At 39.4% G+C, this 25,614-nt stretch carries 25 protein-coding genes; 6 read left to right on the top strand and 19 right to left on the bottom strand.

Translation table 11 applies throughout. The features are described from left to right. Positions 1-1,428 precede the first annotated feature (1,428 nt). A complete protein-coding gene (locus QLQ22_RS06505; protein ID WP_284016252.1) occupies positions 1,429-2,277 on the bottom strand; it encodes a VOC family protein in 849 nt (282 codons plus the stop codon). 225 nt (positions 2,278-2,502) lie between these two features. Here QLQ22_RS06505 and QLQ22_RS06500 point away from each other — a divergent pair, with 225 nt between their 5' ends. Next, a complete protein-coding gene (locus QLQ22_RS06500; RefSeq protein WP_349654975.1) occupies positions 2,503-2,793 on the top strand; it encodes a DUF817 family protein in 291 nt (96 codons plus the stop codon). 57 nt (positions 2,794-2,850) lie between these two features. On the opposite strand, the gene QLQ22_RS06495 is transcribed toward QLQ22_RS06500, so the two are convergent. Continuing rightward, the gene (locus QLQ22_RS06495; protein ID WP_284016251.1) at positions 2,851-3,639 is read right to left on the bottom strand and encodes a DUF4240 domain-containing protein; all 789 of its coding nucleotides are present in this window, start codon (positions 3,637-3,639) and stop codon (positions 2,851-2,853) included. A 150-nt stretch (positions 3,640-3,789) separates the two neighbouring features. Beyond that, a complete protein-coding gene (gene sigH, locus QLQ22_RS06490; protein WP_223440522.1) occupies positions 3,790-4,440 on the bottom strand; it encodes an RNA polymerase sporulation sigma factor SigH in 651 nt (216 codons plus the stop codon). Between the two features lie 328 nt (positions 4,441-4,768). Here sigH and QLQ22_RS06485 point away from each other — a divergent pair, with 328 nt between their 5' ends. Then, a complete protein-coding gene (locus QLQ22_RS06485; protein ID WP_223440521.1) occupies positions 4,769-5,416 on the top strand; it encodes a CPBP family intramembrane glutamic endopeptidase in 648 nt (215 codons plus the stop codon). Positions 5,417-5,576: 160 nt separating this feature from the next. Here QLQ22_RS06485 and QLQ22_RS06480 read toward each other — a convergent pair whose 3' ends face one another. The 6 genes from QLQ22_RS06480 to QLQ22_RS06455 form a co-directional block, all read right to left on the bottom strand. Further along, positions 5,577-6,515 (bottom strand): DMT family transporter, encoded by a 939-nt coding sequence (locus QLQ22_RS06480; protein ID WP_252208262.1) that lies wholly within the window; start codon positions 6,513-6,515, stop codon positions 5,577-5,579. Between the two features lie 138 nt (positions 6,516-6,653). Then, positions 6,654-7,811: an FtsW/RodA/SpoVE family cell cycle protein gene (locus QLQ22_RS06475; protein ID WP_284016250.1), complete on the bottom strand. Its 1,158-nt coding sequence runs from the start codon at positions 7,809-7,811 to the stop codon at positions 6,654-6,656. A gap of 481 nt (positions 7,812-8,292) precedes the next feature. Beyond that, a complete protein-coding gene (locus QLQ22_RS06470; RefSeq protein ID WP_223440518.1) occupies positions 8,293-8,922 on the bottom strand; it encodes an NUDIX hydrolase in 630 nt (209 codons plus the stop codon). A gap of 74 nt (positions 8,923-8,996) precedes the next feature. After that, positions 8,997-9,740, bottom strand: a complete 744-nt coding sequence (locus tag QLQ22_RS06465; RefSeq protein ID WP_284016249.1) for a hypothetical protein — start codon at positions 9,738-9,740, stop codon at positions 8,997-8,999. Between the two features lie 15 nt (positions 9,741-9,755). After that, the gene (locus QLQ22_RS06460; protein ID WP_223440515.1) at positions 9,756-10,394 is read right to left on the bottom strand and encodes a lysoplasmalogenase; all 639 of its coding nucleotides are present in this window, start codon (positions 10,392-10,394) and stop codon (positions 9,756-9,758) included. A gap of 72 nt (positions 10,395-10,466) precedes the next feature. Further along, positions 10,467-12,056: a long-chain-fatty-acid--CoA ligase gene (locus QLQ22_RS06455; protein WP_284016248.1), complete on the bottom strand. Its 1,590-nt coding sequence runs from the start codon at positions 12,054-12,056 to the stop codon at positions 10,467-10,469. Between the two features lie 351 nt (positions 12,057-12,407). On the opposite strand from QLQ22_RS06455, the gene QLQ22_RS06450 reads away from it, so the two are divergent. Beyond that, positions 12,408-13,577 carry an FtsW/RodA/SpoVE family cell cycle protein gene (locus QLQ22_RS06450; protein WP_223440513.1) on the top strand — a complete coding sequence of 390 codons (1,170 nt, stop codon included), beginning with the start codon at positions 12,408-12,410 and terminating at the stop codon, positions 13,575-13,577. A 45-nt stretch (positions 13,578-13,622) separates the two neighbouring features. Here the strand turns inward: QLQ22_RS06450 and QLQ22_RS06445 are convergent, their stop codons facing one another. From QLQ22_RS06445 to QLQ22_RS06400, 10 genes are all read right to left on the bottom strand, one after another. Further along, positions 13,623-14,240: a DedA family protein gene (locus tag QLQ22_RS06445; RefSeq protein ID WP_223440512.1), complete on the bottom strand. Its 618-nt coding sequence runs from the start codon at positions 14,238-14,240 to the stop codon at positions 13,623-13,625. A 118-nt stretch (positions 14,241-14,358) separates the two neighbouring features. After that, positions 14,359-15,213 carry an STAS domain-containing protein gene (locus tag QLQ22_RS06440; protein WP_284016247.1) on the bottom strand — a complete coding sequence of 285 codons (855 nt, stop codon included), beginning with the start codon at positions 15,211-15,213 and terminating at the stop codon, positions 14,359-14,361. A 267-nt stretch (positions 15,214-15,480) separates the two neighbouring features. Further along, entirely contained in the window at positions 15,481-16,347 is an 867-nt protein-coding gene (locus QLQ22_RS06435) for an AraC family transcriptional regulator (RefSeq protein WP_284016246.1), read from the bottom strand. A 245-nt stretch (positions 16,348-16,592) separates the two neighbouring features. Further along, positions 16,593-17,312 (bottom strand): DUF2161 domain-containing phosphodiesterase, encoded by a 720-nt coding sequence (locus QLQ22_RS06430; RefSeq protein WP_284016245.1) that lies wholly within the window; start codon positions 17,310-17,312, stop codon positions 16,593-16,595. Between the two features lie 407 nt (positions 17,313-17,719). Further along, on the bottom strand, positions 17,720-18,253 hold the full coding sequence (locus tag QLQ22_RS06425) for a GrpB family protein (protein WP_284016244.1): 534 nt from the start codon (positions 18,251-18,253) through the stop codon (positions 17,720-17,722). Between the two features lie 133 nt (positions 18,254-18,386). Next, the gene (locus tag QLQ22_RS06420) at positions 18,387-18,782 is read right to left on the bottom strand and encodes a hypothetical protein (protein WP_284016243.1); all 396 of its coding nucleotides are present in this window, start codon (positions 18,780-18,782) and stop codon (positions 18,387-18,389) included. A gap of 146 nt (positions 18,783-18,928) precedes the next feature. After that, complete coding sequence (locus QLQ22_RS06415; protein ID WP_284016242.1) at positions 18,929-19,270, bottom strand: hypothetical protein; 342 nt, start codon at positions 19,268-19,270, stop codon at positions 18,929-18,931. A 282-nt stretch (positions 19,271-19,552) separates the two neighbouring features. Continuing rightward, entirely contained in the window at positions 19,553-20,389 is an 837-nt protein-coding gene (locus tag QLQ22_RS06410) for a cupin domain-containing protein (RefSeq protein WP_284016241.1), read from the bottom strand. A 506-nt stretch (positions 20,390-20,895) separates the two neighbouring features. Further along, positions 20,896-21,750, bottom strand: a complete 855-nt coding sequence (locus QLQ22_RS06405) for an AraC family transcriptional regulator (RefSeq protein WP_284016240.1) — start codon at positions 21,748-21,750, stop codon at positions 20,896-20,898. A gap of 77 nt (positions 21,751-21,827) precedes the next feature. Continuing rightward, positions 21,828-22,400, bottom strand: coding sequence for a histidine phosphatase family protein (locus QLQ22_RS06400; protein WP_223440505.1), 573 nt, complete (start codon positions 22,398-22,400; stop codon positions 21,828-21,830). An 87-nt stretch (positions 22,401-22,487) separates the two neighbouring features. On the opposite strand from QLQ22_RS06400, the gene QLQ22_RS06395 reads away from it, so the two are divergent. Genes QLQ22_RS06395 through QLQ22_RS06385 form a run of 3 tightly spaced genes read left to right on the top strand, consistent with a single transcriptional unit; the run spans position 22,488 to position 25,609 of the window. Continuing rightward, positions 22,488-23,414, top strand: a complete 927-nt coding sequence (locus QLQ22_RS06395) for a DoxX-like family protein (protein ID WP_284016239.1) — start codon at positions 22,488-22,490, stop codon at positions 23,412-23,414. After that, positions 23,401-24,003, top strand: a complete 603-nt coding sequence (locus QLQ22_RS06390) for a DUF4166 domain-containing protein (RefSeq protein WP_284016238.1) — start codon at positions 23,401-23,403, stop codon at positions 24,001-24,003. The genes QLQ22_RS06395 and QLQ22_RS06390 overlap by 14 nt, the downstream gene beginning before the upstream one ends. Then, positions 23,990-25,609, top strand: a complete 1,620-nt coding sequence (locus QLQ22_RS06385) for a YndJ family protein (RefSeq protein WP_284016237.1) — start codon at positions 23,990-23,992, stop codon at positions 25,607-25,609. The genes QLQ22_RS06390 and QLQ22_RS06385 overlap by 14 nt, the downstream gene beginning before the upstream one ends. The last annotated feature ends 5 nt before the right edge of the window (positions 25,610-25,614 follow it).

Below are 25,614 nucleotides of genomic sequence, written 5' to 3'. Positions count from 1 at the left end.
TATTTTCACTAACTTTCTATACCCTTACTATACTCCGGCTTTATAGGTAAATCAATCCGCTTCACACAATGTTCATGGAATTTTTTTCTGAATTTTATTTGATGTATTTGAAAACGGGTTTGAACAGGGATGATCGGAGTTCTAGGGCTCTTTTGGAACACCTTTTTTAGCCTTTACCCGGTTTTGGTGCTTCATTCTGCTCCTTTGAAACACTTTTTTCAGCCTTTAACCGATTTTAGTGCTCCATTCTGCTACTTTGGTACACTTTTTTCAGCTTTTACCCGATTTTGGTGCTCCATTCTGCTCCTTTGGAACACTTTTTTCAGCTTTCAACCGGTTTTGGTGCTTCATTCTGCTCCTTTGAAACACTTTTTTCAGCCTTTAACCGATTTTAGTGCTCCATTCTGCTACTTTGGTACACTTTTTTCAGCTTTTACCCGATTTTGGTGCTCCATTCTGCTCCTTTGGAACACTTTTTTCAGCTTTCAACCGGTTTTGGTGCTTCATTCTGCTACTTTGAAACACTTTTTTCAGCCTTTAACCGATTTTAGTGCTCCATTCTGCTACTTTGGAACACTTTTTTCAGCTTTTACCCGGTTTTGGTGCTCCATTCTGCTCCTTTGGAACACATTTTTCAGCTTTCAACCGGTTTTGGTGCTCCATTCTGCTACTTTGAAACACTTTTTTCAGCTTTCAACCGGTTTTGGTGCTCCATTCTGCTCCTTTGGAACACATTTTTCAGACTTTAACCGATTTTGGTGTTCCATTCTGCTCCTTTGAAACACTTTTTTCAGCTTTTACCCGATTTTAGTGCTCCATTCTGCTACTTTGGAACACTTTTTTCAGCTTTCAACCGGTTTTGGTGCTCCATTCTGCTACTTTGGTACACTTTTTTCAGCTTTCACCCGATTTTGGTGCTCCATTCTGCTACTTTGGAACACTTTTTTCAGCCTTTAACCGATTTTGGTGCTCCATTCTGCTACTTTGGTACACTTTTTTCAGCTTTTACCCGGTTTTTGTGCTCCATTCTGCTACTTTGAAACACTTTTTTCAGCTTTCAACCGATTTTAGTGCTCCATTCTGCTACTTTGGTACACTTTTTTCAGCTTTTACCCGATTTTAGTGCTCCATTCTGCTAATTTGGAACACTTTTTTCAGCTTTTACCCGATTTTAGTGCTCCATTCTGCTCCTTTGGAACACTTTTTTCAGCTTTCAACCGGTTTTGGTGCTCCATTCTGCTCTTTTGGAACACTTTTTTCAGCCTTTAACCGATTTTGGTGCTCCATAGCTCTTATATCAGTAAAAATTGAGATTCTATCAGTGAAAATCTAAGTCTAATCATTGCAAATCAAACTTTAATCATTATTCTCAGTTGAAACAAAAAAAAAGCCTTACCGGTGCCATCACCAATAAGACTGCAGCAGTGATTAAATTTTTAATAAAATCCGGTTACCGGAAGGGTCTGCCGTGATCAGCTCGCCGTTTTCCTCCAAGACGTCTGCACCTGTCTGCTTTAATTGCTGAATAGCTTTAGTTCTTGCTTCTTCATCCGGAAAGACAAGTGTAAACCATTTTAACCCGACGCTGTTTTCGGACGGAGCAGGGGCACCTTCTCCAGCCCATGTGTTTAAACCGATATGGTGATGATAGCCGCCTGTTGACATGAATAAAGCCTGTCTGCCGTAACGGGTGACAACCTCAAATCCCAGACCTTTTCCATAAAATTCTTCTGTATCTTTCAAGTGAGATACGTGCAGATGGATATGTCCCATTACTGTTTCATCAGGAAGAACAGTCCATGGTTCACCCTTCCCTTCAGCCAGAACACTTTGAGCATCAAGCGGTTCTGTAGCCATGGAAACCTGACCATCCTGCCATGTCCACTCTGATGCTGCACGGTCTGCATAAATTTCAATTCCGTTGCCGTCCGGATCATTTAAATAAAGGGCTTCACTCACATAATGATCGGATGCTCCAATAGGATAGCTGATCTGAACCAAATGCTGCAGCACCCTGCCTAAGTCTGACCGGTTAGGCAGCAGCAGAGCAAAATGATAAAGCCCAGTTGTTCGAGGCTGTTTAGGTGAAATATTTTCCGGCTGTTCAAGCGACAGAAAAACAGTCTTGCCGTCAGCTGTTAAATTAGCATGCCTTTCAGTTTGATCAAGAATTTTAAAGCCGATCACATCCTGATAAAACGTTAGAGCCCTGTTTAAATCCTGAACTTTAATGCTGACTTGACCTACATACGTATGCGGATGCTGATGAAACTCCATAAATGAATCCCCCTTTAATATGATAATAGTTCAACTTACTTTATGTAAGTAATTATATTTTCGTAACCAAAAGAAGTCAAGCAATTATTTTACAATTGTCCAATAAGAAAATCGCTTAATTATATATACTTCCCAATTCGTTTCAACCATACTAAGAAAAGTGAGACCGCTCCGAAAGGCAGATCCGAATGCCAGGTGCGGATCTTGAGATAACATTGAGGCACGATATTTACCCCTTCACTTCTGATCATTTTTGTTTTCCTAAAGTCGTTTGTATCTTTCACAATAAACAAAACTGCCTATTCCATGCCGCTTACATTATTCTTTTTTCTAATAGGATTCTTCATTTGGACAGCAGAAAATATTACGACTTTCTTTTGGGCATGGGTAATCCAAATCAGAACACTGGGAAATTGTCCATATCGGAAAAATCAGCTTATGGCTGCTGCTGGTGATTGTCAGTTTTATGATTGTGGATCAGTTGAAGAACATAAAAGAATTCAAAGTACAGCCTGAAACCTTATCTGCCCGACAATAAAAAAACTTGCGGCTCTTATAACGCCGCAAGCTTTTCTACCATTCGACCGGTACTTCACCATATCGTTCCCATAGCTTTGGAAACCTCTTTTTCATACCTTCCTCATCGTCTTCATCCCAGTCAAATTCTAATTCAGGCTGCTCCTCAAACCCTGCAAGAAGTTCATAGAGATCGTAATAGGCTTCATCATCGTGACCAGTTTTTTCTTCAAAAGCCATGCATGCCGCAGATAATAAATCCTCTAACTGCGGCAGATCATCAAGTTCTTCCATTTTTATAAGGAAAGGAATAAGACTTTCTGGATCTTTATTGCCATTATCGTAAACATCTTTTCCTTGAAAAATAAGCCATGCTCTAAAATAGTCAAAACAATCATCAGAACATCCGCCCAAAATGGTATAGGCAGCAGCCCACAGGTCTGAGGTGTACGATTTGTTCATGTACTGATTTAGAATAGAATCAAATTTAATCAGGTCTTTCACACTCAATTTGGATAAATAGTCAATCAGATACTCTATTTGCTCTTCACTATCTTCAGCCTTGCTTTTAACCCATTTCAAAAGATCCCAAAACGCTTTATCTATCATGGCGCTTTCTTTTATAATCCCCTCGCTTTCCTCAGCAGGAATATAGCCTTTTTTCAACTTAGACTGTATTAGTTTTTCAGCTTCTTTTTGACAAATCTCAGCAGACTCAAATGTTTTAGTTTTGACTGCTCCGCCTGTGCCTATCTTACCGTATGTAATTGTATAGGAGTTCTCTTCTGCTTTTATCTTCCAAAATTTATTGGATGCTCCATCATTGAATATAAGCAGTTTTTCCATAAATCCTCATCAAACCCTCTCATTTTATAATCTATTATTTACATTTTACAAGACTGCCAATTTCTTTAATATCTGAAAAAACAAACAAAACAAAAAGCATCACCGATTAAAGTCATGCCGTCCATTTTCACGCTATTCTGATATCTATCTTTATATCAGGCTGTAATCCCGCATCTCCATGTATCTTTCGAGTTTTCTCTTTACCCGCTGGAGAGCATTGTCTATTGATTTAACGTGCTTATTCAGCTCTTCGGAGATTTCAACGTATGATTGTCCGTCCATGTAAAGGGCCAGTACTTTTCTTTCCAGATCACTCAGCATTTCGGCCATTTTCATTTCAATATCCAGCGCTTTTTCCTGATTAATGATCAAGGTTGCCGGATCCATTGTTTTTGTTCCTGGAATCACGTCGAGCAGCGTGTGGTTATCATCTTCAAAAAGAGGCTTGTACAAAGAGACATAGGAATTAAGAGGGGTGTGCTTTTGACGGGTGGCTGTTTTAATGGCCGTTATGATCTGTCTGGTAATGCATAATTCTGCAAACGCCTTGAATGAAGCCTGCTTGTCCACTTTGAAGTCACGAATGGCTTTATATAGGCCAATCATTCCTTCTTGCACGATATCTTCTCGTTCTCCGCCTATGAGAAAATATCTGCTCGCTTTTGCTCTGACAAAATTGCGATATTTGGTGATTAAAAAGTCGGTCGATTCTGAATCTCCTTTTTGAACGAGTTCAAGCAAAATCTCATCTGTCAACTCAGCATAACTTTCAATCTTCCTCACTTCTAATGTAACACTCATACAGATCCCTCCGCAGATTTCATGATGATAATGATCCCTCCCAAAAACTAGAAACTAGGAAGTATGTTTATATTACCCCAGATAGAACTTGAAAGATATTTAAAAATATCGACTCCTGTTTACAGCGGAAGCCATAAAATAAGAAAACATTGCAAGAATAGATGTGAAATTTGTCGAATAAAGAAGATTTTCCGCTAATTTTGTCAGTATTTTGTTAATAAAACAGGTTTAAGATAAATCAAAATTAAAAATGAAAAGGTTTTGTTTGAAGGTGTTTTTCATCTTTAACCAGAAGAAGAAATGGAACGCATTTGGAAGAGGTGATGAGGTGTTAAAATCCATGCTGCTTCTTATTGGGCCAACGATCATGATTGCTTTGGGACTGCACGGATTAAACAGTGTTCCCCTGACATTTTTTCTGTTTTACGGCTGGCTTCTGCTGATCTCCGGCGCCAGAATCCGTCAATGCCTTAAATCTGAGAGAAATCTATTATTCTCAAAAGAAGGTTTGCTGACTGGTTTTATTACTGGCATCATCTTTTTAGCCATAATCTTTGGCACAGTATCAGCTTTCTCTGAAACCTTTTTTGATTCAGCAAAGCTTCAGAAGCTGTTAATAGACTGGAATTTTACTGGCGGGCATCAAATCATGCTAATTCTGATCCTGCTGATCGTCAATCCTCTTTTGGAAGAAATTTATTGGCGGGAATTCATGTATGCCAATCTGATCCTAAAAATGAATATTTTTAATACGCTCCTGATTACATCTTTTTTCTACAGCCTTTATCACATGCTGTCTCTAATCTCTTTGTTTAATTGGCCCATTAACCTTCTAGGTGTCATACCAGTCTTCCTGGCAGGAATGGTCTGGGGGTATTTTCGCCATAAATTCCAGACGTTGATCCCTGCCGTACTTTCTCACATGCTTGCAGATTTAGGAATCATTCTCGTTTATTTTAGATTTTTACATGTCTAACGATAAGAGTTTATTATTCTTACTGGCCTTCTTATACAAAATGGCCCACTTTGGATTAGAATGCAGTCATATATCATGAAACTAGAAAAAACGGTGCCTTCAAGAAGGGCGAATAGAGAGATAAGAGGTGCCAAGCCGTGAAAAAAACGGCCCGCTTTTTTCACCTGTCATACCCCTTATCTCCTAAAAATATCTTTTTCTCCTTTTTCCCAAGCGGAATTGTTCTTGCTGAAAGGTAGACTCCAGCTATGACAGAAAGCCCCCCTGCAAGCTGATACCACATGATTTTTTCTCCAATAAATAAAACAGCAAATATGACGGCAAAGACCGGAATCAAGTTCAGAAAGATACCCGCTTTATTTGCTCCTACTCTTACAACAGCCGTATTCCAGGAGATGAATGCAACAATAGATGCAAAAACTCCTGTGTATAAAATGGTGAAAACCGAAGAACTTGACCACAGGATAGGAATCTTTAAAATGAAAGTCTCATAAAAAGCAAACGGAAGCAGTACGAGAATACCGACAGCTATACAAACGAGAAATGTACTGTATCCAGGTAAAATTCCTGTATAACGCTTTATTAAAATGGAATAGATGCTCCAGCAAACAACTGCGGCAAGGACAATGAAGTCTCCAAAATTAAAAGAGAAATTTACAAGAACTGCAAGAGATCCTTTTGAAAGAATAAAAAATAGCCCCGCAAGTGAAAGAACGGTTCCGATCATCTGATTTCTGTTCAGCTGCTCCCTGAGAATAAAAAAAGACAGGATATAAATCACAATCGGAGTTGACGTATTTACTAATGAAGCATTAATGGATGTTGTGTAATGCAGCGCAAGATAAAGCAGGCTGTTAAATCCTGCAATTCCTGTTATAGACATTAAAATCAGGATGTGCCAGTTCTTTTTTAATTGTGCATGCTCTTTTTTTAAATGAGGCCATGCAAAGGGCAGAAAAATGATGAATGCTGTACACCACCTGAGCAGGGAGAGGGTAAATGGAGGCATGCTTTCTGTTATGGCACGGCCAATGACAAAATTCCCTCCCCATAAAATTGTCGCAAGAACAAGAAGAAAATAGGGGTTGCGTTTATTCAAAACTATTCATTCCTTTTCTGGGTTTATCGTAAGCTTTTAAACTTCTGTAAAGAGGACTGGCTTTCCTTCTTTTGATCAAAAGAATTATCTTGCATTGTTTCATAAAAAAAATCCCCCTGATTCGAAGGAGGATTTTTTTCATTCACGATCAAAAAAATACTTCTTATTCCGGAAGCTTATACTGAAAACGAGCCCCAGTGCAAGCATGTTGCTGATCATTGAGCTTCCTCCATAACTGATGAATGGAAGAGGAATTCCGGTAATCGGCAGCAAGCCGATCGTCATTCCGGCATTTTGAAATACATGAAAAGCAATCATTGAAATCACTCCTGTACATATGTACGAAGAAAAAGGGTCCTTCACATCAAGTGAAAGGCTGATGATTCGATAGATTAAAAGAAAATACAGGCTGATGACAAAGCTTGCTCCGACAAAACCATATTTTTCTCCGATGACGCTGAAAATGAAATCGGTATGCCCCTCCGGCAAATGGACATTGCCTAAGCTTGCTTCTTTTCCTGTAATCAATCCGGATCCAATCGCGAGCATGGACTGATACAAGTGATACCCGTCCCCTTCTTTAAATTCTTCCGGGCTGAGCCATGCGTAAATTCGTCCCAGCTGATATTGCTTGACTCCGATGATATTCAGAATATCTGGCTGAAACACAATGAAATAAATTAGCAAACATCCAACAGTGCTCATAAAAAGGAAGATAGGGACAATCACTTTCCACGAAATGCCCGAAACTAAAATCAGCCCGCTGAAAATGGCAATGAGCACAAGTGACGTCCCTAAATCAGGCTGCTGCATAATAATCGCAATCAGAGCAAATGTTGCGAGACCCATTTTGCTTAATAGGAGAAAATCTGATTTCAAATCTCTTAATCCATATTTCTCATGATGTGCTGAAATAAGATGACTGAGTGTAAGTATGAGGGCGATTTTGGAAAGTTCAGACGGCTGCAGGGAGCCAATACCAGGAATCTGAAACCAGCTTTTCGCTCCGTTTACCGGCCTTGCAATCGATTCTGGCGCGAGAATCAAAAAGATAAGCAGAAGCATGGCAAATCCGTAAGCAAACCATTGCATTCTCTCAATTTGCTCCATATCAAAATACATGACTGCCAATATAATTCCGCAGCCTACTATATACCAGGCAATTTGCTTCACAAGAAAATTTTCATTATATTGTCCGAATTCCTGAGCCGTGCTGATTGATAGAAAACTGATGATCGAAAATAAAAATAAAATGAAAACCAGACTAAAATCAAAAGGATGTTCGTTTTTCTCCATTTTTCGCAAACCCTCTCACATCACTATAAGGTGCAGAAAAGCGCAAGCGCTTTGATCAGATCCGGCAGTCAGATAATGGCGGAACCGTTCTGACCGAGGATCTAGGCGCTGCAAGACATTGACGCTGCATACGATATTATTTCATTAATACTTAAAAAAAAGACTGCTGATCGCAGTCGTTATGTATTTCCTATCTAAATAGGCTTACTGCCTTGGGGTGCACGTTACCCTCAAAGCTGCATTTCCCAATTCCCTGCCCTGCGGAATAGTATGAAAGCATACATGACAGACGAGCTGCTTCAAATCATAACCTGATCAATTACTTCCCATCGCAAAATAAAACAAAATGAGTGCAGGCACAACAGTTAAAACCACACCCCAAACTGGAATCATCTTGTTTTCCTCTCTAATATGTAAATACGAAAGATTTAGTGAAAAGGTTTCAGAAAATCATAGATTTTTTTCAAACTCTATTTCCCTATTACTTTCTCATCATCTCATCTTCAATCAATTCTAAAACTCTCTCATAATAGGCATCTTCATGAGGCACGAATCTGGATTTATCTACTTTTGTTTGCACGTTTTTTCTAGTTCCGGCCTGATCCACTTCAAAACCGTCCATTAGAAGACCAGTTCTTCTCCCAGCCATAAGGTCTTTAACTAAATGCAATTCTGCCCGAGCCATTCCCGCTACTTCTTCTTTTTGCAAGGTAAATCTTTCAAAGGGCTGATTAAATGGATAAAAAAACACATATGCAATTTCATTATCAATTAACCCTTTTTGAGATACACTATACTTCAGGACATCCAACAGGACTAGATCTGAGAAGGAGAGGCGAATGCCGATTTCCTCTTCTACCTCCCGAGTTCCATCCTCAATCGTTTCATTGGCCAGAATGTGGCCTGCAGCCGTAATATCATATAAATTGGGGTAATCCTTTTTCACTTTGCTTCTCAATTGAAAATAGAGGTACACCCTGCCATTCTCTCTTCCCGCAAACCAGCAATGAAAGGTTTCATGCCAGTAGCCTGACTTATGGACATCTGAGCGGGCAGCTGTTCCTATTGGATTGTGATTCTCATCATAAATACGAAGTAATTCTTTATCCATCTTTTGAAGACCCCTCAATTCTCTTCTTTATAAATTTCCATTATATAACTTAACAAAAATAGGGGAACACGCAGCTATTTTTCCATCTTTTTATAAATCATCAATGTTTCTAATAGAAAGTCTCTATCATACGCCGTTTTTTGATGAATTCGATCAGCCCATTCATCTATGGTTTCTGCATCCAGGTCGTCAAACAATCCGCTGTTGGTGCTTAAAAAGCTTTTCCAATTATAAAATTCCCAATGAGCTGTTTCATTTCCAAGTTCAATTCTTTTTTCTAAAAGCGGCTCCCGCTTGATTGTATTTTGAGATTGTTCAGCTGCTGCCATAAACAGTGTTCGATCGATTGGTATAGTCTGATAGATTTGTGCGGACCACTTTCCGTTCGGACGATAGTAAGTAATCTTCACATCATCTCCGTCCGGTTCCACCTTTATTTCTGCTGCAGGAAAAAATCCCTTTAGTTTTTCAGTCGTGAAATCCTGTGCATTGGCGTCAATCAAAATTGGATTCAGCCACTGATCTCCCAAGTCACACAAATATCTTCTGCCCGATTCATCAAGCGCGATGACAGCAGCGTGATCTACTCCAATAGGGTAAGCATCAATTCCTCCTTTTGCAAACTCATCCAGCAGCCAAATCGATAAATCAAAACAGTTGCCTGTTATGCCGTACTGCTCCTTGTGTTCCTTCATTAACGAAAGATCTCTCTGCTTTTTTGAACCGGCTTTCCCGTAATACCATGCCTTAGTAAGGGTTTCCATCGGAAATTCATCAAATTTCTTCCATACTGATAAGATTTCATCTGTTGCTTTCATTTCAATCACCCTTTCTTATTTAAAAAGATAGACACTGACAGCAAATAGAAGCTGCGCCAGAAAATAAGTGCTCATCACCAGATAATCCCTGTATTTTAAAGAACTCCTGAACCGGTCCCATGCCAGCACTGCATCTGATAGGTAAAAAAATAATGCTGCTGCGATGATCAGAACTTGTCCGCTGAAAAAAGACGTCCCGGTCATCAGAGTAATGACCGTTATATACAGCGATACAGCTGCGATCATAGCAATCCCGCCTTTTTCTTTTACTCCTTTAAAAAGAAGGCGGAAAAAGAGGAGCGCAAGGACAATCAGCACACTCCAAATAAGGGGATTGCTTTCACCTTCTGCCCACTCAGAGATAAAAGCCGCAGTGTAAAGAACATGAGCTATAAAAAAAGAACTTAACCCCTGCAAAAAACGATCAGCAGGCAACATGAGAAAAACATCGCCTGAAAGCGAAAACAGCAATCCCGAGACAACCAGTATTCCGTAAATTCCTGCGGCTTTAAAATTAATTAAGGCAATTCCAATGATCAAAAGCATCGTTCCTGGCTTCAGTGCATACATCCATGTTTCTTTTTTATAATAAATGGCTGCCATGTAAGCCGCTCCAGAGGCAAAAACGAACATAAATAAAAGGATTGGAAACATGTTTCACCCCTTTTCTCCTTAAAAAAGAACCAGGTTTCCCTGGTTTTCATTTGATCTTGCACGCCTCTTTTTTCAGTTTACAAACTTCTCTTTTTCCTTCCAGAATTCCTTCCGAAGATGAACTTTTTGAATTTTGCCTGATGCCGTTTTAGGCAGCTCATCTGCAAATATCACTTTCGTCGGAGCTTTGAAATGGGCTAGCTTGCTGCGCGCAAAGGCGATAAGTTCTTCCTCGCTTGTCAGCAGTCCATCCTTTATGACGACTATGGCCTGCGGCGTTTCTCCCCATTTTTCATGGGGAACAGAAATGACAGCGACCTCCTGCACTGCAGGGTGATCATACAGGACGCCTTCTACTTCGATGGAAGAAATGTTTTCTCCTCCGCTGATAATAATATCTTTTTTTCGATCAGCAATTTCAATGTTGCCATCCTTATCCACAACAGCCATGTCACCGGTATAGTACCAGCCGCCGCGAATGACTTCATCCGTTCCTTCCTGATTGTTCCAATAGCCTTCCATTACACCGTTTCCGCGCACCGCAATCTCACCGATTTCCTGACTGTTGTGCTTAACTTCCTCGCCAAGCTCATTAAAAACTCTCACATCGCTTCCAATGAACTGATAGCCTGCTTTTGCTTTTAAACGATATTTTTCCTCCGGTTTAAGATGCTCCTGTGTATCACGAATAATGGAAGTTGTAATTAGCGGGGATGCTTCAGTCATGCCATAGACTTGGATAAACTCCCACTTCAATTCCTCTTCGACCCGCTTCACAAATGCAGGCGGCGGGGCAGATCCTGCTATGACAATCCGGATATCCTGCGGCTGTTTTGTGAAGCCGTTCACTTCCGAGAACTGAAGCAGGCTGTTTAGGACAGTTGGAGCCATATGCATGACGGTTACTCCATAGTCATTTAACTTTTTGAAAATATCGGCCGGCAGCACTTTTCGAAGACATACCTGTGTCGCGCCATTTGCCGTGTAATAAAATGGCGATCCCCATCCATTGACATGGAACATTGGAAGAACATGCAGAAGAACATCCCGATCAGAAACCCGAAGATGATGCATCGAAGCGAGTGCATGCAAATAGTTGCTGCGGTGTGTCAGCATGACACCTTTAGGCTTTCCGGTTGTCCCGCTCGTATAAAGGAGAGTTGCCAGATCGTCCTCCTCCATCTCAGGACGGTCGATTTCATGTTTTTCATATTGACTAAGCCATTGCTCATAAGCAACCAGCCCGTCTCCACTGATTTCAAGACCATGGACAATAATGGTTTTAACGGTTTTCAATTGATCTGCGACAGGCTCAATCTGTGAATAAAGTTCATGATCAACAAACAATGCTTTTGTTTCACTGTGATTTAATATATACACATAATCATCCGGAATCAGCCTTGTATTCAGAGGAACAATAACAGCTCCAAGCTGAAGAACCCCGTAAAACCCCTCGTACATTTCAGAAGAATTGGGTGCAAGATACGCAACGCGATCCCCTTTTTCAATCCCTAATTCCCTTAGCCCCCGCGAAAGCTGATTGACTCTTTCATTTACTTCTGCATATGTAAATTCTTTTAACTCATCAATCACAGCTGTTTTCTCCCCGTAAAGCTTGACAGCCCGATCCAAAAACTGGGGCAGCAGCAATGGCACCTTCATCTCTTCATCCCCTTTTAGTCGAAATATTCAATTATTTTTCACAGTAATTATAGCACAAATGAGAGAATGTGTTATATAACAATGAACATTATGGCTGGTTAGGGCAGGCTCTCACACTGGACTTCCCTTCCATTATGATTTTTCATGAATGCAGCTTAGATTGTTAATTTATCTGTATGTCTTCCGATAAATAAAAAGGATGGCCTTTTCAGCGATTCTCTTAAACTGCTCCTGCTTTACAGGCAAAGATTTTCATATATTATTTAAAAAAACGTCTTTTTAGGTTATTCCATCAAATTTTTTGGGTACATCTACTATGTTGCACACCAATTTAATAGAGGAGCCACAACCATGTTCATCAGAATTCTTAAATCTTACGACTATTCATTAATAGCAGCCATTTTTATTTTAAGTACGTTCGGGCTCCTTATGGTTTACAGCTCAAGTGTGATAACATCCATCTTAAGATACGATGTGACGAGCAGCTATTTTTTCAAAAAACAGAGTATTTCTCTGCTGATAGGGTTCATTATGTTTGCTGTCCTATCATTTTTCCCTTATAAAATCTTTTTTCAGAAAAAAATGATTAAGCTCTTATTTTACATATCCATTGGTTCTTTATTGTTTGTCATCGTTTTTGGGCATACAGCCGGAAATGCTCAAAGCTGGGTGAAATTCGGCGGAGCAGCTATTCAGCCCGCAGAGTTTGCAAAGATGTGGGTGATTATTTATTTATCAGCTCTGCTTGCAAAAAAGCAGAGATATATGGATGATTTCGGCAACGCCATTTTGCCGCCTGTTATTTTTGTTGTGGTGATCTTTATTTTGATTTTGCTTCAGCCCGATTTTGGAACAGCACTCATCATTTTATTGAATGCCGCGATCATCATTCTTTGTTCCGGTATTACGTTAAAAAGCTTTATTAAATTATCGGCTTTTACAGCGCTTGCAGTGACGCTCGGGCTTTTGCTTTTATTTGTCACAAATAAATTAGCAGATGTTTTCTCATCTGAGAGGATGTCGAGATTTACAGGTTTTATGGATCCTTTTGAAAATATCGCCGATTCAGGCTATCAGCTGGTCAGCTCCTACTATGCAATCAGCAGCGGCGGCATGGTCGGGCTCGGCCTTGGAAACAGCATTCAAAAATATGGCTATTTGCCTGAAAGTCATACGGATTTTATTATGGCAGTCATCAGTGAAGAGTTAGGGCTGTTCGGAGTACTCTTTGTCATCGGGCTGATTGCGTTTATCGTGCTAAAAGGCTTTGCGATCAGCAAAAACTGTCCGGATCCATTTGGCTCACTCCTTGCGATCGGCATTTCATCCATGATCGGGATTCAGGCAATCGTCAACCTTGGAGCGGTAGCCGGACTGCTTCCGATTACGGGCGTTACCCTTCCATTCGTAAGCTACGGGGGATCATCGCTGATCCTGCTCTGCATCTCTGCTGGAATACTTGTGAACATTTCCATGATGAATACATTTAAACAGACATACAGCAAGCCTCAGGCTGCATAAAAAAAAAGACCCAATCCCCACTCGGATTTGGTCTTTTTCATCCTTTTACTGTGTACGCTTCGTTTGCCGTCTGCGAATAAACCAGATAATAAATACAACTGCGGCAACTCCAAGGACTGCATAAATGACTGACGAATAGACACCTACATAATCATTGATTTTAGGCCAGGCCTCACCGAGTGATGCCCCCAGCATAACAAGTGCAATATTCCAAATTAGGGTTCCAAAGGTTGTAAATAGAACAAATTTCAGAAAATTCATATTCGACATGCCCGCCGGAATGGAGATGAGGCTGCGAAGCAGAGGAATCATACGGCAGAAAAAGACGGTCCATATGCCGTATTTATCAAACCATGCATCTGCCCGGTGGACATCCTTCTTCTTTACCCTTAGGACATGCCCCCACTTATCAATGATTTTTTCGAGCCGTTCAACATCCAGCTGCAGTCCAATCCAGAATAAAATGACTGCACCGACAACAGAACCTGCTGTAGCGGCGAGTATGACTCCAATCACATTCATATCGGAATTGGTTGTCATGAAGCCTCCAAAAGGCAAAACAACTTCTGAAGGAATAGGAGGGAATATGTTTTCTAATGCGATCATCAGGAAGATGCCAAAGTATCCATATTGCTCCATAAAATCTGTAATCCAGTTCTCCAATTACTTCACTCCTTCACTGCGGCCTTTTCTTTAAAATCATTTCCCTTTGCTGAATCTTTTAAAACGAATGCGCCCGTTATTAAAAACACGGCATCCCATACAGAGATACCGCGTCAGGCTATCCTCCATTTATCTGTTCAAATCCTATATATTTCAAGGCAAGATGCAGACTTGAAAAGGATTTTGCATCTTTAAAATCAAGACCGAGACTTATCATAGTCTGGGCAATTTCTGGGCGGATTCCGCTCAATTTTGTTTCAACGCCCAGCAGCTGAAGAGCATCCAGCACTTTGAAAATTTGGTGTGCCACCATCGTATCAATGACTGGCACGCCCGATAAATCAATAATCAAATACTCATATTCACATTCAGCACTTTTCGTTAAAGCAACCTCCATCAATACTTGTGCACGCTGTGTATCAAGGTCTCCGATTAAAGGAAGAACCCCAATTTTTTCTGATACATTCACGATTGGCACAGATAACTCATCAACTGCATTTTTGGCAGATTGAATGTTAGTTGAGTATTTTTTCATATAAAATACACTGATCAGATGAATGGCATGATCCACCACATGATCAAAAGAAGAAAGCAGTTCGTAAAATTCATCCAGAGATAAACTGGCGGCCTTCGCCTGTTCTTTAATAATGCCGCCAATCATATCCCGGTAAAACTTGATTTCTTTCATGGCAAGATCCAGCGGAAATTGAATCGCAATCAGCAAATCAGCCGTTTCTCTTCCCCAGCTGTTTAAGAAAACAATGGATTCCTGCTTCTCAAGCAAAATCGCTTCAGCATAAACATTCACCAATTTTTCTCTCCAATTTGAAAGGTCCCCGCTGCTAGACTGATTGAAATTCGGATATTTGATGCCCTTTTCTCCTTTTATTGCTTGGATCAGTTCTTGTTTTTGATCTATAATCTCTTTATTTATTTTCTTAAGGGTTATGTTTAATTTGTTTTCAGACTGCATGGTTCTCCTTTCCAAAACGATGTTCTATCTATAAGGATAGTACTATACGGTTAGAATCTCAAACCATTTGTGTATAAGCTTTCGAAAAAAAATTTCCAATCGTGACCTTATGTGGCCCAGGTAATTATACTGAGCGTTTGATTCCCTTTAACTGCGCAATAACATGAATCTGGTAACCATTGGAGGTGTATGATTCCTCAAATCAGCTCTAAACCCATTTTACAGATTTCTGTCATCAAAAAACCAATTCTTCTCGGAAGAATTGGTTTAATAAACAGGAATATAAATATTTATCTTCATTTTGTCAGGGTAGCTTGAGCCCAGTACATCCGTTACCTCAAAATCCGGTCCCTCTCTCCGTTCAAAATTGGATTGAGGCAGCCAAGTGCCGTATATGTACCTGCGATTATTTTGAACCGAGTCGGCGGAGCCGTTCACTTTGAATTCCGCGTATTTCCCTTCAGGAATATTAAAATGAATAAGGGGCTCATGTAATATAGCTTTTGATTCTTTTGCTTCCTCACCAATGATAAATGAAAAACCTCCATCATCTTTAAAGCTGCAGGCGATACCGTAGGCCATGCCCGGCGCGAGTTTATCTGCTATTTTCATATAGTATTCATTCATGCCGAAATCATGATAGAATCCTGGTATTTCTTCATAATGGGCATTATTGTTTAAGTTTGTTTTGTATTCACATCCGATGATATGAATATGTGAAAGGTTCACAATCTGAGGCTTGTTCACTTGAAATTCACCTCTAATCCTTTGCTTGAAATCCAGAAAATTCATTTTAGGCTGCAGCTTTAGGGATATCTGTGATTTACGGTACTTAGATGGCGGTATTCCTGCGAAAGCAGAGAATGATCTTGTAAACGATTCTTGCGAGCCATATTGGCAATCGAGTGCTATTTGTAATATAGGTATGTCTTTTTTCAGAAGAACAGCTGCTTCAGACAGCCTTCTGTTTCGAATATATTCTTGAACAGTAAATCCTGAAATTGCCTGAAACATTCTCTGAAAGTGAAACGGAGAGAAAAAAGCCTGAGATGCAACGTGGTGAATCTTTAAATCTTCAAAGAGATTTGTTTCAATATACTCAATTGCATTTTGAATCCGATGATACGTATCCATGTCTTCACACCCTTCGTCGTCTTCCCTATACCCATATTTTACAAGATGCCTGTATTCCTTTTTTGATTTTTCGTGCTATATTTCGAATAATTACTTGCATCATGTCATTTTGCTCTCACCCAAGACCGACCTTGTCAAATTTTCAGCCGTCATTCAACTATTAAATCCGTTTTCCTATTTGTTCTGCTAAAATCAGAAATCTTCAGACTAACAATAAAAACCTGCAGCACACATAACCGCAGGATCTAATCTTCAATCTTAGTATAGTAGTACTCACTCAATGCTTCATGCATCAGCAATCCTTTTTTTCCGGTTTCACTCAAGGTATACGTCCCTCTCTCTACCCTCTTAAACCAGCCATAGTAATTTTTATTTAGGATCGAGAGCGTTTTATCGCCCGTTCCCATTTCTCGGAGAATTTTAGGACTGAGCTGACCTTTCCGCTCGAGGCAGCAGGCAATGTGAATGCATCTTTCCTTGTAAGCTGTCATGATTTTCGTTTTGTTCACTCCGCCGACATTATGATCTCCGCTTCTCCCGGCAATTTCAGCGAGTATTCTGTCTCTCTTTTTCTTGCTTTGCTTCATACTTTTACCTCTATCGAAGGAAGCAGGCTCCATTTTCATTTCAGCATAGCCTTTTCCTTGACGAAAAGACACGATAATCAGACCGAGCTCCAGCCGCTTCACCAAGTAGCAAAGATCCTTCCATTTTTTTGAACGCAAACTGTATGATGGTTTGGGAATAGCAATATAAACTTGCTCAGTATACCGCTGTCTTTTTGCAGCCTGAATGAGCAAGTCTACGTTTAACCTGAGCTTCAGTTCAACTAAAATCAGTTCTTCAGCCTTAACCGCAGCCAGATCACAGTCATTTACTTCTCCATACACCTCAAATCCCTGTTTTAAAAAATATCTTTGTATTGGCAGATATAAATCCTTTTCTAAAATTTTATCCTGTTTCATTCCTAATACCCCGCATTTTCATTTAATCTAACACTATCATAAAATGCGTATCAAAAAATGCATCAGTAATAAATGGATGAATATAATCAGACAAGAAAATAAGCTCAATCATATCAATTGATGGAGGGAGGGACCTTTCTTGAGAAAAAACGCAAATCAGTTCAGAGGTATTTGCATCAGCCTCTGCCTATTACAAAAAAACACTCCAAATAAATTTAAGGGGTTCCTTTTTGAGAGGGAAAACCTGAAATCACACGTTATTTAGCACCGGGAATAGCATTAGGATTATTACACTAATTCGCACCGCTTTTAGCGGTGTTTTTTTGCATAATAAAACTCAGTTCATTGTTGAACTGAGTTAATAAGTTATTCCATTATAGTCCCCGATTGTTGAATAAGATTGTCCTTTAACCTAATACTTTTTTTAATATTCCGTTTATAAATTCTGTTTTACCTAGTGAAAAGGAATTTCGATCTTTAACTGTGTTTGCTAATTTCCTTTTTAAATTTTCATATTCAATTACTGCTTCTCTGTTATTTCGAAGATAGTCTCTAAATGCTAAATGCCTAAGAAGTTCTTCGCTATCTTTGTCACATACATAAAGGTGATGCTCCATCCATTGCGTACCTTTTCCATCCCACGGAGTAAGTGTGTCTATTCTACCGAATGCTTCTCTACCTTCAAAGCTCCATTCTTCTTGATGTAGGTACCCTATCTTTTCAAGACCTTGTATTACATTAGGAAAAACATCATAATTCTCTATAACGATATCAATATCCAAAATTGGTTTGGCAGCAAGCCCTTGTATAGATGTACTTCCAACGTGTTCAATATCAATAATCAAGTCACATAAAGACTTACTTATCACTTGTTTTATTGATTTAAAATTGGTTATCCATTGTTCATCATATTGAATAATTTCAATGCTCGAATATGACAATAATACTCCCCCTTTAATAGGCGGTTTCATTAGTATACGGTAACGTTTGTTTAACTTTCTGCCCTTTACTTCAATAAAAATGAGCACTTCTCCTACTTGAGAAAAACACCCGATTGTGGAATAAAATCATACGTTACTCTTCTAAAAAGTCATTAATATATTCTTTTAATTCTTCTTTAACATCTTCAATCGTCTCATCAAGTAATTCCCCAATAATTTTACTGCCAGGAATTTTTTTTGAAGTGGGCATTCCTAAAAAATAACGATTGCATTCCCATATGTTAATTGTATGTAAATCAATAAGTTCCTCATTTTCTTCAGCAATTCCAATCGAAACCGAGGAACGATATTCAGGCATAAAAGGGTCGTTACCCTCTTTATAAAACCCAGCATTTAAATCTAAATTCTTCTTAGCAAAAACAGGTTTATACTTCAATAACAAACGATCAATATGGTCTTTTAAAGCAACTTCGGTATTTCTGATCTTCTCCAATAAATCCTCTGAAAACTCTCTTTGTTGATATTTCATAAAGAAATCACTTCTTTTCATAAAAGTTAGATTAAAAATTCGAGAGTTATTAATTATCTCCTTCTTCAACAATCCTGCCCTTTACTTCAATAAGAAGAGGCGACACTTTGTTAAGCAATCGCCCCCGTTTGTGGAGGAAGAGCTATTTATTTGCTGCTAAACCCTTTCCCTAATACTGTTTTTTCATCCAAATCAACAAAAACTACAAGATTCCCAAAAGGCACACTTTTGGTATGATTAAATGTAACAGAGTAAACTTTGTCTTTGCCATAATTGTTATCAATTAAAGATTTAACATCACCATTAACAGTCACTTTTTCTACAATTGAATCTTTAGGACTTACTGGAATCATATCTTTTTCTTTATCCGTAAGGCTATTAAATGCGACCATCTCAATCGGTAAATTATTTTTAGAATCAAATAAATTACAACCAGATAAAGTTATTGATAAAAGAATTAGCATCGGAATAAATTCTAACTTTTTCATAAAATCCCCACCTTTTCTAAGTAGGACGCTAATACTTAAATATAAGTTTCGCTAAATCCTTATTTCATTAAACTGCCCTTTACTTCAATAAGAGAAGGCGACACTTTGTTAAGCAATCGCCCCCTTTAACGGAACAATGGACGCAATTCATACTCTTGAATTTCCCCCAATTGTGGATTTAACATTTTGCGTTATATTTATTATGTAAAAATAAAAAGGGTTCGCCAATCTGACAAAACCCTATAAATTTCTTTTTCTTAACGATATCCTTTTATTCTGTTTCTACATCATTTTGCTTTGCTGAAGAAGTTTGGATTGTCCTGTACGTTCCCATTCTTCAACTGTTTCATATGCTTTTTCAGGGGTATATCCCTTCCCTACAAGAACTCCCATTAGAACAAATTCTTGAAGAATGTGTGTAGCATTTATTCCTCTTTTAACATCCTCTAACCCTTCTTTTACCAAAAATTCCGTGTACTGTACCCATTCATCTGGAGTCCTGCCAAAGATAACTGTTTTTCCATTGCTATGACCGTTGCCCTCTTCCGCAGCCAATGCATCTGATTTGGTAACATGAACAGTACCAAATGGATGGTTAGGAGGAGCATATATCGAGTAAAGTTTTAGCGGAATGTTCCCTGTATTTGTAAGATTATGCCATATTCCAGCAGGTATAATTATTGCAGAATCATCATAGACATTTCTTTCAAAGTTTAAATTATCTTTACTCTTGCCCATTTGAACAATCCCTTGGCCTTGTTCAATACGTAAGAATTGATCTACGTCAGGATGCATTTCCAAACCGATATCTTCACCAACATTGAGGTTCATTAAAGTCACTTGTAAATGTGTTCCTGTCCATAAAGCAGTACGATAAGTATTGTTTTGCTTCGTTGCTTCATTGATATTTACGACAAATGATTTTGGTCCATAATCTGTTAACAAATTACTTCCATCACCGCTTGAAGAGCGAAAAGCATCAAATCTGTTTGCATGCACGATCTGATTAGGAAACGTCCAGTAAACAGATTGTCTTCCATAGTTATTCATTGGCACATTAACATAATAAGGATATTGATAAGAATATTGATATGGATACATATAAGGATCATAGTACATTTTTCTCAATCCCTTCACAGAATATAAAATTATCCTATGCACTTATTAAGGGAATGTACTTAGATTCAATATGACTTATTTAAAGAAAGCGTTTTTTGCCTAAAACACTAATTTATTTAGATGCCCCTTTAACTAAAGATGAAAGAAATCGAATCCTCCACAATCCTGCCCTTTAATGGAATATCCATTATTTATAATAATATCATAAAAGTCCCATTTAAACGTGGTGCTTCAACAGTCATCCGGTAATAAATTGATTGGGAATTCGTAAACCAATTAGCACATTATTTCGCACACTAATTTTATGATGGACAATAGCTATTGTCCTTTTGCTAAATAGGGTGCTAATTCTACTCAAAAACGGTTGAAATCCTTGTTATATCAACAAAAAAAGCAGGTCTAATTCATATGCGAATTACCCTGCTATTTTTAATGCTATATACTGTTTTCTCTCCTTAAACGGAACCCCTTAAAATAAATCAGGAGTGTTTATCTTATATCATCTTTTATGCTTTAACCGGAATCCAAATCTCTGAATAATAGTCTGAACTAAATGGATCATCATTTGAATACACTTCTAAATCAGGTGTGCCGGCATGCTCATATCCGCTCGTCGGGAACCATTCTGAGAAAATTTGCTTCCACGCATTTTGCATGGCATCCGGCATAGGGCCATGAACTTCAAATACAACCCATTTTGCCGCTGGAATTGTAAGCTTTGACAGGCCTACAGGCGGTTCACCGTCATACTCTGCAGCTACCCAATAATCCATCATCTTGTTGCTGCCTGCTACACAAATTCCCATCACGCCTTTAATTTCTCCATTGTTCAGATTCATCAGCTGCTCATTGGTTCCATCCTGATTTACTTCATTCCAAAGCTTAGGAATTCCAATCAGATTTTCCTCATTCTCACAAGAAAACTCACGTTTAATCCCGACTGCATCAAACCCTTTTCGTTCTGCCACTTTGTAATTCAATGGATCTGCCCCTTTCAAACTCACCTGAATGGTCAGGCGGCTGTAGAATTTTAGTTTACACGTGCTTTTTCTGGCATCACTAGGTGAAATCCCGTGCTGCCGCCTGAAAGCCTTTGTAAACGATTCGGGAGTGTCATAGCCATACTTATAGGCAAGATCAATCACTTTAGAGCGGCTGTTTGCAAGTTCCTGGGCGGCTAATGTTAAACGTCTGCGCCGAAGATATTCCCCAACAGAAATGTCCGTTAAGATGGTAAACGTCCGCTGAAAATGAAAGGCTGAAGCATTTGCCTCTTTAGCAATCTGTTCAATTGAAATATCTTCAAGCAAATGTTCTTCCATATAGTCAATCGCCTTCTGTATTGACTTAATCCATGTCATATCGCTCACTCCTTGAACCAATCTTACCAATTCAGATTCTTCAAATCCTGTCATTTTATGCTTTGCGGTGACTGCTCTTACAAATGCCTTGTACAATTATATAAGTCGCAATCCCATCCCTTTTCCCCTTTGACGATTGTCGAGATCGACGTATTTCTCAGTGCATCCTTCATTTCTAAATGAGGCACCGCCTGTCTTAAAAAGTGGGAGATAAACATTCCGTGACTGACAATCAAAATGTTTTTTTCAGGGTGCTTCTTTATTAATTCTTCAAAAAACAACTGACCTCTTTTGATGACAGCTTCAGTCTTCTCAATTCCAAGATCGAGCTCCCTCCAGTCAGCTCCCCATTTCTTTATTCTTTCCGCTTCTGTCGTTCCTTCTATTTGACCTCCATCCACTTCCTTTAGTCTTGCATCGAATTGAATAGGCAGATTTCCAAGCTTTGCTGCTATGTATTCCGCGGTCTGTTTTGCCCTTGCTAACGGACTTGCATAAATCAGATTCCAGTCCTCAGAGCTTAACCTTTCCGCGAGCTTCACTGCTTCTGCCATTCCATTTTCATCAAGCGGAATATCTGAGCTCCCTTGTGCTCTTCTCTCTACATTCCAAGCCGTGCGTCCATGCCGGATAATCCCTATTTTCGTCATGATCGGATCCATTCCTTTCAATTAATTTCTATCATTCTCTAATTCTTCCATCTAAGATTATGATACTCTAAAAGTGAGGTGAAGACGATGAAAAGAAAACCAATTTACGTAGAAATACTGATCGGCTCAGACATGGAAAAACTATGGAACGCAACACAAACTCCAGACTTGCATTCGAGCTGGGATTTGCGTTTTTCATCGATTACATACCTTCCGAAAAAAGAGAACGAACCTCAGCATTTTTTATACAAAACCAACATTGGCTTTGGGCAGAGCGTCCAAGGATGGGGAAAAAGTGCAGGGACCTTTCATGCTGAAGATGGATCGAGGACATCTTCCCTTCATTTCGGAACTGATCAAAAAATGTCTCTTATCAAAGAAGGCAAGGGTTACTGGAAGTACATACAAAAACAAGACAAACTTGCTTTTCTTACACAATACGATTATAAAGTGAACTTTGGCCGATTAGGAACGTTCTGTGATGGAATGATCTTTCGGCCGTTAATCGGCTGGGCAACTGCCTTAAGCTTTGATGTCCTGAAAAGATGGCTTGAAAAGAACGAAGCGCCAGCCTCCCAGTATTTACGCTTTTTTAGTACATGGCTTATTTCCTTTCTTTTCTTTTTTATATGGACCTATCATGGCACAGTGCCTAAATTGCTTTTCCAGCAGCCTGAAGAAGTATCTATGACACAAAACTTGCTGTCCATTTCCGTGAGACAGGCTTCCTCAATCGTATCTGCTGTTGGCATAGCTGAAATTCTATTCGGACTGCTGTGGCTTTTTCCGATTAATAAAAGAAGGTTATTTGGCGTGCAGATCATGGCTTTTCCGCTTCTATCGCTTTCAGCCGTTTTGGCGGAGCCTGCAAACCTGGTTCATCCATTCAGTCCAATTACCTTCAATGCTGCTTTATTCATCCTTTCTATCATTGGATTTTTCCAAAGCCGGGATCTTCCGACAGCAAGCAGCTGCAAGAGAAAGAGATTAGGAGATAACGATGTCTATTTATAGAAGTGTTTTAGGCGATCAGTATAAACGGCTCCATCCCAAGCTTCAAAAAAGGTATGAGGTTCCCTTTACAGCTAAAGGGGTGATGAGAACAATAAAAGGCGGTCCTAAATGGTTATATCCCTTCTTTTTAGCAGGAGTCCGCTTTAAAATCCTGTTTCCGGAGTATGGGAAAGATATTCCGTTTACGATCAGGAATACACCGTGCACTGGTTCAAACGGAGAAGAACAGGTTCACTGGGAACGGATCTTTTATTTTAAAAATAAAAAAAGGTACTTCAATGCATTAATGAGACTGGATTCTAAGAAAAACTTGATTAAAGATTACCTGGGTGAGCCGAAACTGTTCTATTCAGATTTAGCTTTCCATGTGAATGATAGCGGGCAATTAAAAATAGAGTCCAGATGTCAGCGGCTTATTCTATTAAATCTTGAGATTCCCATGCCGAGAATGCTTCAGGGAATGGCCTCGGTTACAGAATCATATGACGATGAAAGAAATATCTTTTTAATAAAGGTTGCAGTCAAAAATCCTGTCATTGGCACTGTTTTTACATATGAAGGAGAGTTTACAGCAGATGAAATTTCGTAGCATAGCTATTATTCACATTGTTTTATTTCTATTATCCGTGCTTTTCCATGCAGGTCCATGGTATTTTCTACTGCTTACAGCAGCACAGCTTGTCTATGTTCCGCTTGTTTTGCAGCTCGTTATGAAAAAAGGAGATTGGTTTTATAAGCTGTATCCTTATGTTTCGATTCCTGGTTATGCATCTGTATTTATCTTGCAAATAACGGGTGAAAACTCATTGGATGTCTTTTTTGCAGGTGTCTATTTGTTCTTTACGATTATCGCAGCAGTTTATGGATGCTCACGTTTTTTAAGCCGGGGTTTTATCCATTTTGAGGAGTTTTCCGTGGATATGGGTCTGTTTTCCTTAATGGTCGGCGGTGCCTGGTTCTTTGCCCATACAGCAGACATTGAAACTGGCTTTTCCCCTATCATCAGGTGGCTTACAGGCATTCACTTTCACTATTCTTCCTTTTTGCTGCCGATTTTTGCAGGGTTTTTGGGGAGAATTTCGAAACCTCCATTTTACCGGCTTTCGACTTCCATCCTGATTGTATCGCCAATTATAGTAGCTCTGGGGATTACTTTTTCAGTCTGGCTTGAGCTATTGTCTGTCCTATTTTACATTGTTGGCATTTATGGTTTGATCTATCTCTCATTTAATGTGCCGCTTCATCAAGCGAAATGGCTGATCAGACTGTCCTTTTCATCTCTTGGGATCACGATTCTTTTTTCTTTGGCTTATGCCCTGGGAAATGTATGGGGAGATTTCACCGTAACCATTACCTTTATGCTAACTTTTCATGGCATCCTGAATTGCGGCTTATTTGCTTTACTTGGGGTGATTGGATGGTCCATTTTCACGCCTTCTGCCCCAGATGCTGCGCCCTTTCCAATCAGCAAAGTCAGAGGAAAAAAAGTAATTGGCGAAAAAATACTGGATAAGATTGCAGACAAGAATTCAGCTGAATACGATGGACTGGTAGATAATATGGGAATCTATGAACCTCACATTTCTCTGAAAACACTGTCTAAAGACATTATCAGCTTTTATGAAAATACGAATCAATACCGCCTGCTTGCAGAGGTGAAATGGCACAACTGGTTCAAGCCATTCGCAATCCTCTACCGACTATTCAGCCGGCAAGTGAAACAAATTAATCTGCCGGTATCAAGCAAGCAGGCTGAAATGACCGGAAACATCTATCCGGTAAAAAAAGAACACGATGAGAGAGAATCTGCCCGTGCATGGGTGAGGAAAGTAAATGGCGAAACTGCCTTTGTAGCCCTCTATTCGTATCACAGAACAAATGAAATAACCTATATGAACATTGCGCTTCCTCTCCCCGGCTCAGCGATGATTGGGATACTGGAACTCAAGCAGAATGGGCAGAACCTTCAGCTTTCCAGCAAAAGAGAGAAGCCGGATTCAGATGCGGGTGTCTACTTAGCTTACAAACAGTATCTTTTTAAGCTCCCAATTGAAGAAGTTTTTCAAGTTTTGGAAGCACCGCGGGGGGGTTTGACCGCCAAGCATAAAATGTGGATTTTTTCGATTCCCTTTTTAACCATTCATTATTCAATAGTAAAAAGATACCCGCCTCCGTTAATGGAACATGATCGCTGAATTCG

The sequence above is a fragment of the Metabacillus hrfriensis genome (genome assembly GCF_030127205.1).
Classification (GTDB): Bacteria; Bacillota; Bacilli; order Bacillales; family Bacillaceae; genus Bacillus_P; species Bacillus_P dongyingensis.
Note: the sequence above shows the minus strand (reverse complement) of the source record. Positions and strands in the feature narration are given on the sequence as shown.

What these genes read in the sequence shown, in the direction of transcription:
- QLQ22_RS06505 (WP_284016252.1), bottom strand. Translation starts at nt 2,277, where the DNA reads ATGGAGTTTCATCAGCATCCGCATACGTATGTAGGTCAAGTCAGCATT.
- QLQ22_RS06495 (WP_284016251.1), bottom strand. Translation starts at nt 3,639, where the DNA reads ATGGAAAAACTGCTTATATTCAATGATGGAGCATCCAATAAATTTTGG.
- sigH (WP_223440522.1), bottom strand. Translation starts at nt 4,440, where the DNA reads ATGAGTGTTACATTAGAAGTGAGGAAGATTGAAAGTTATGCTGAGTTG.
- QLQ22_RS06475 (WP_284016250.1), bottom strand. Translation starts at nt 7,811, where the DNA reads ATGGAGAAAAACGAACATCCTTTTGATTTTAGTCTGGTTTTCATTTTA.
- QLQ22_RS06470 (WP_223440518.1), bottom strand. Translation starts at nt 8,922, where the DNA reads ATGGATAAAGAATTACTTCGTATTTATGATGAGAATCACAATCCAATA.
- QLQ22_RS06465 (WP_284016249.1), bottom strand. Translation starts at nt 9,740, where the DNA reads ATGAAAGCAACAGATGAAATCTTATCAGTATGGAAGAAATTTGATGAA.
- QLQ22_RS06460 (WP_223440515.1), bottom strand. Translation starts at nt 10,394, where the DNA reads ATGTTTCCAATCCTTTTATTTATGTTCGTTTTTGCCTCTGGAGCGGCT.
- QLQ22_RS06455 (WP_284016248.1), bottom strand. Translation starts at nt 12,056, where the DNA reads ATGAAGGTGCCATTGCTGCTGCCCCAGTTTTTGGATCGGGCTGTCAAG.
- QLQ22_RS06450 (WP_223440513.1), top strand. Translation starts at nt 12,408, where the DNA reads ATGTTCATCAGAATTCTTAAATCTTACGACTATTCATTAATAGCAGCC.
- QLQ22_RS06440 (WP_284016247.1), bottom strand. Translation starts at nt 15,213, where the DNA reads ATGCAGTCTGAAAACAAATTAAACATAACCCTTAAGAAAATAAATAAA.
- QLQ22_RS06435 (WP_284016246.1), bottom strand. Translation starts at nt 16,347, where the DNA reads ATGGATACGTATCATCGGATTCAAAATGCAATTGAGTATATTGAAACA.
- QLQ22_RS06430 (WP_284016245.1), bottom strand. Translation starts at nt 17,312, where the DNA reads ATGAAACAGGATAAAATTTTAGAAAAGGATTTATATCTGCCAATACAA.
- QLQ22_RS06420 (WP_284016243.1), bottom strand. Translation starts at nt 18,782, where the DNA reads ATGAAATATCAACAAAGAGAGTTTTCAGAGGATTTATTGGAGAAGATC.
- QLQ22_RS06415 (WP_284016242.1), bottom strand. Translation starts at nt 19,270, where the DNA reads ATGAAAAAGTTAGAATTTATTCCGATGCTAATTCTTTTATCAATAACT.
- QLQ22_RS06410 (WP_284016241.1), bottom strand. Translation starts at nt 20,389, where the DNA reads ATGTACTATGATCCTTATATGTATCCATATCAATATTCTTATCAATAT.
- QLQ22_RS06405 (WP_284016240.1), bottom strand. Translation starts at nt 21,750, where the DNA reads ATGACATGGATTAAGTCAATACAGAAGGCGATTGACTATATGGAAGAA.
- QLQ22_RS06400 (WP_223440505.1), bottom strand. Translation starts at nt 22,400, where the DNA reads ATGACGAAAATAGGGATTATCCGGCATGGACGCACGGCTTGGAATGTA.
- QLQ22_RS06395 (WP_284016239.1), top strand. Translation starts at nt 22,488, where the DNA reads ATGAAAAGAAAACCAATTTACGTAGAAATACTGATCGGCTCAGACATG.
- QLQ22_RS06390 (WP_284016238.1), top strand. Translation starts at nt 23,401, where the DNA reads ATGTCTATTTATAGAAGTGTTTTAGGCGATCAGTATAAACGGCTCCAT.
- QLQ22_RS06385 (WP_284016237.1), top strand. Translation starts at nt 23,990, where the DNA reads ATGAAATTTCGTAGCATAGCTATTATTCACATTGTTTTATTTCTATTA.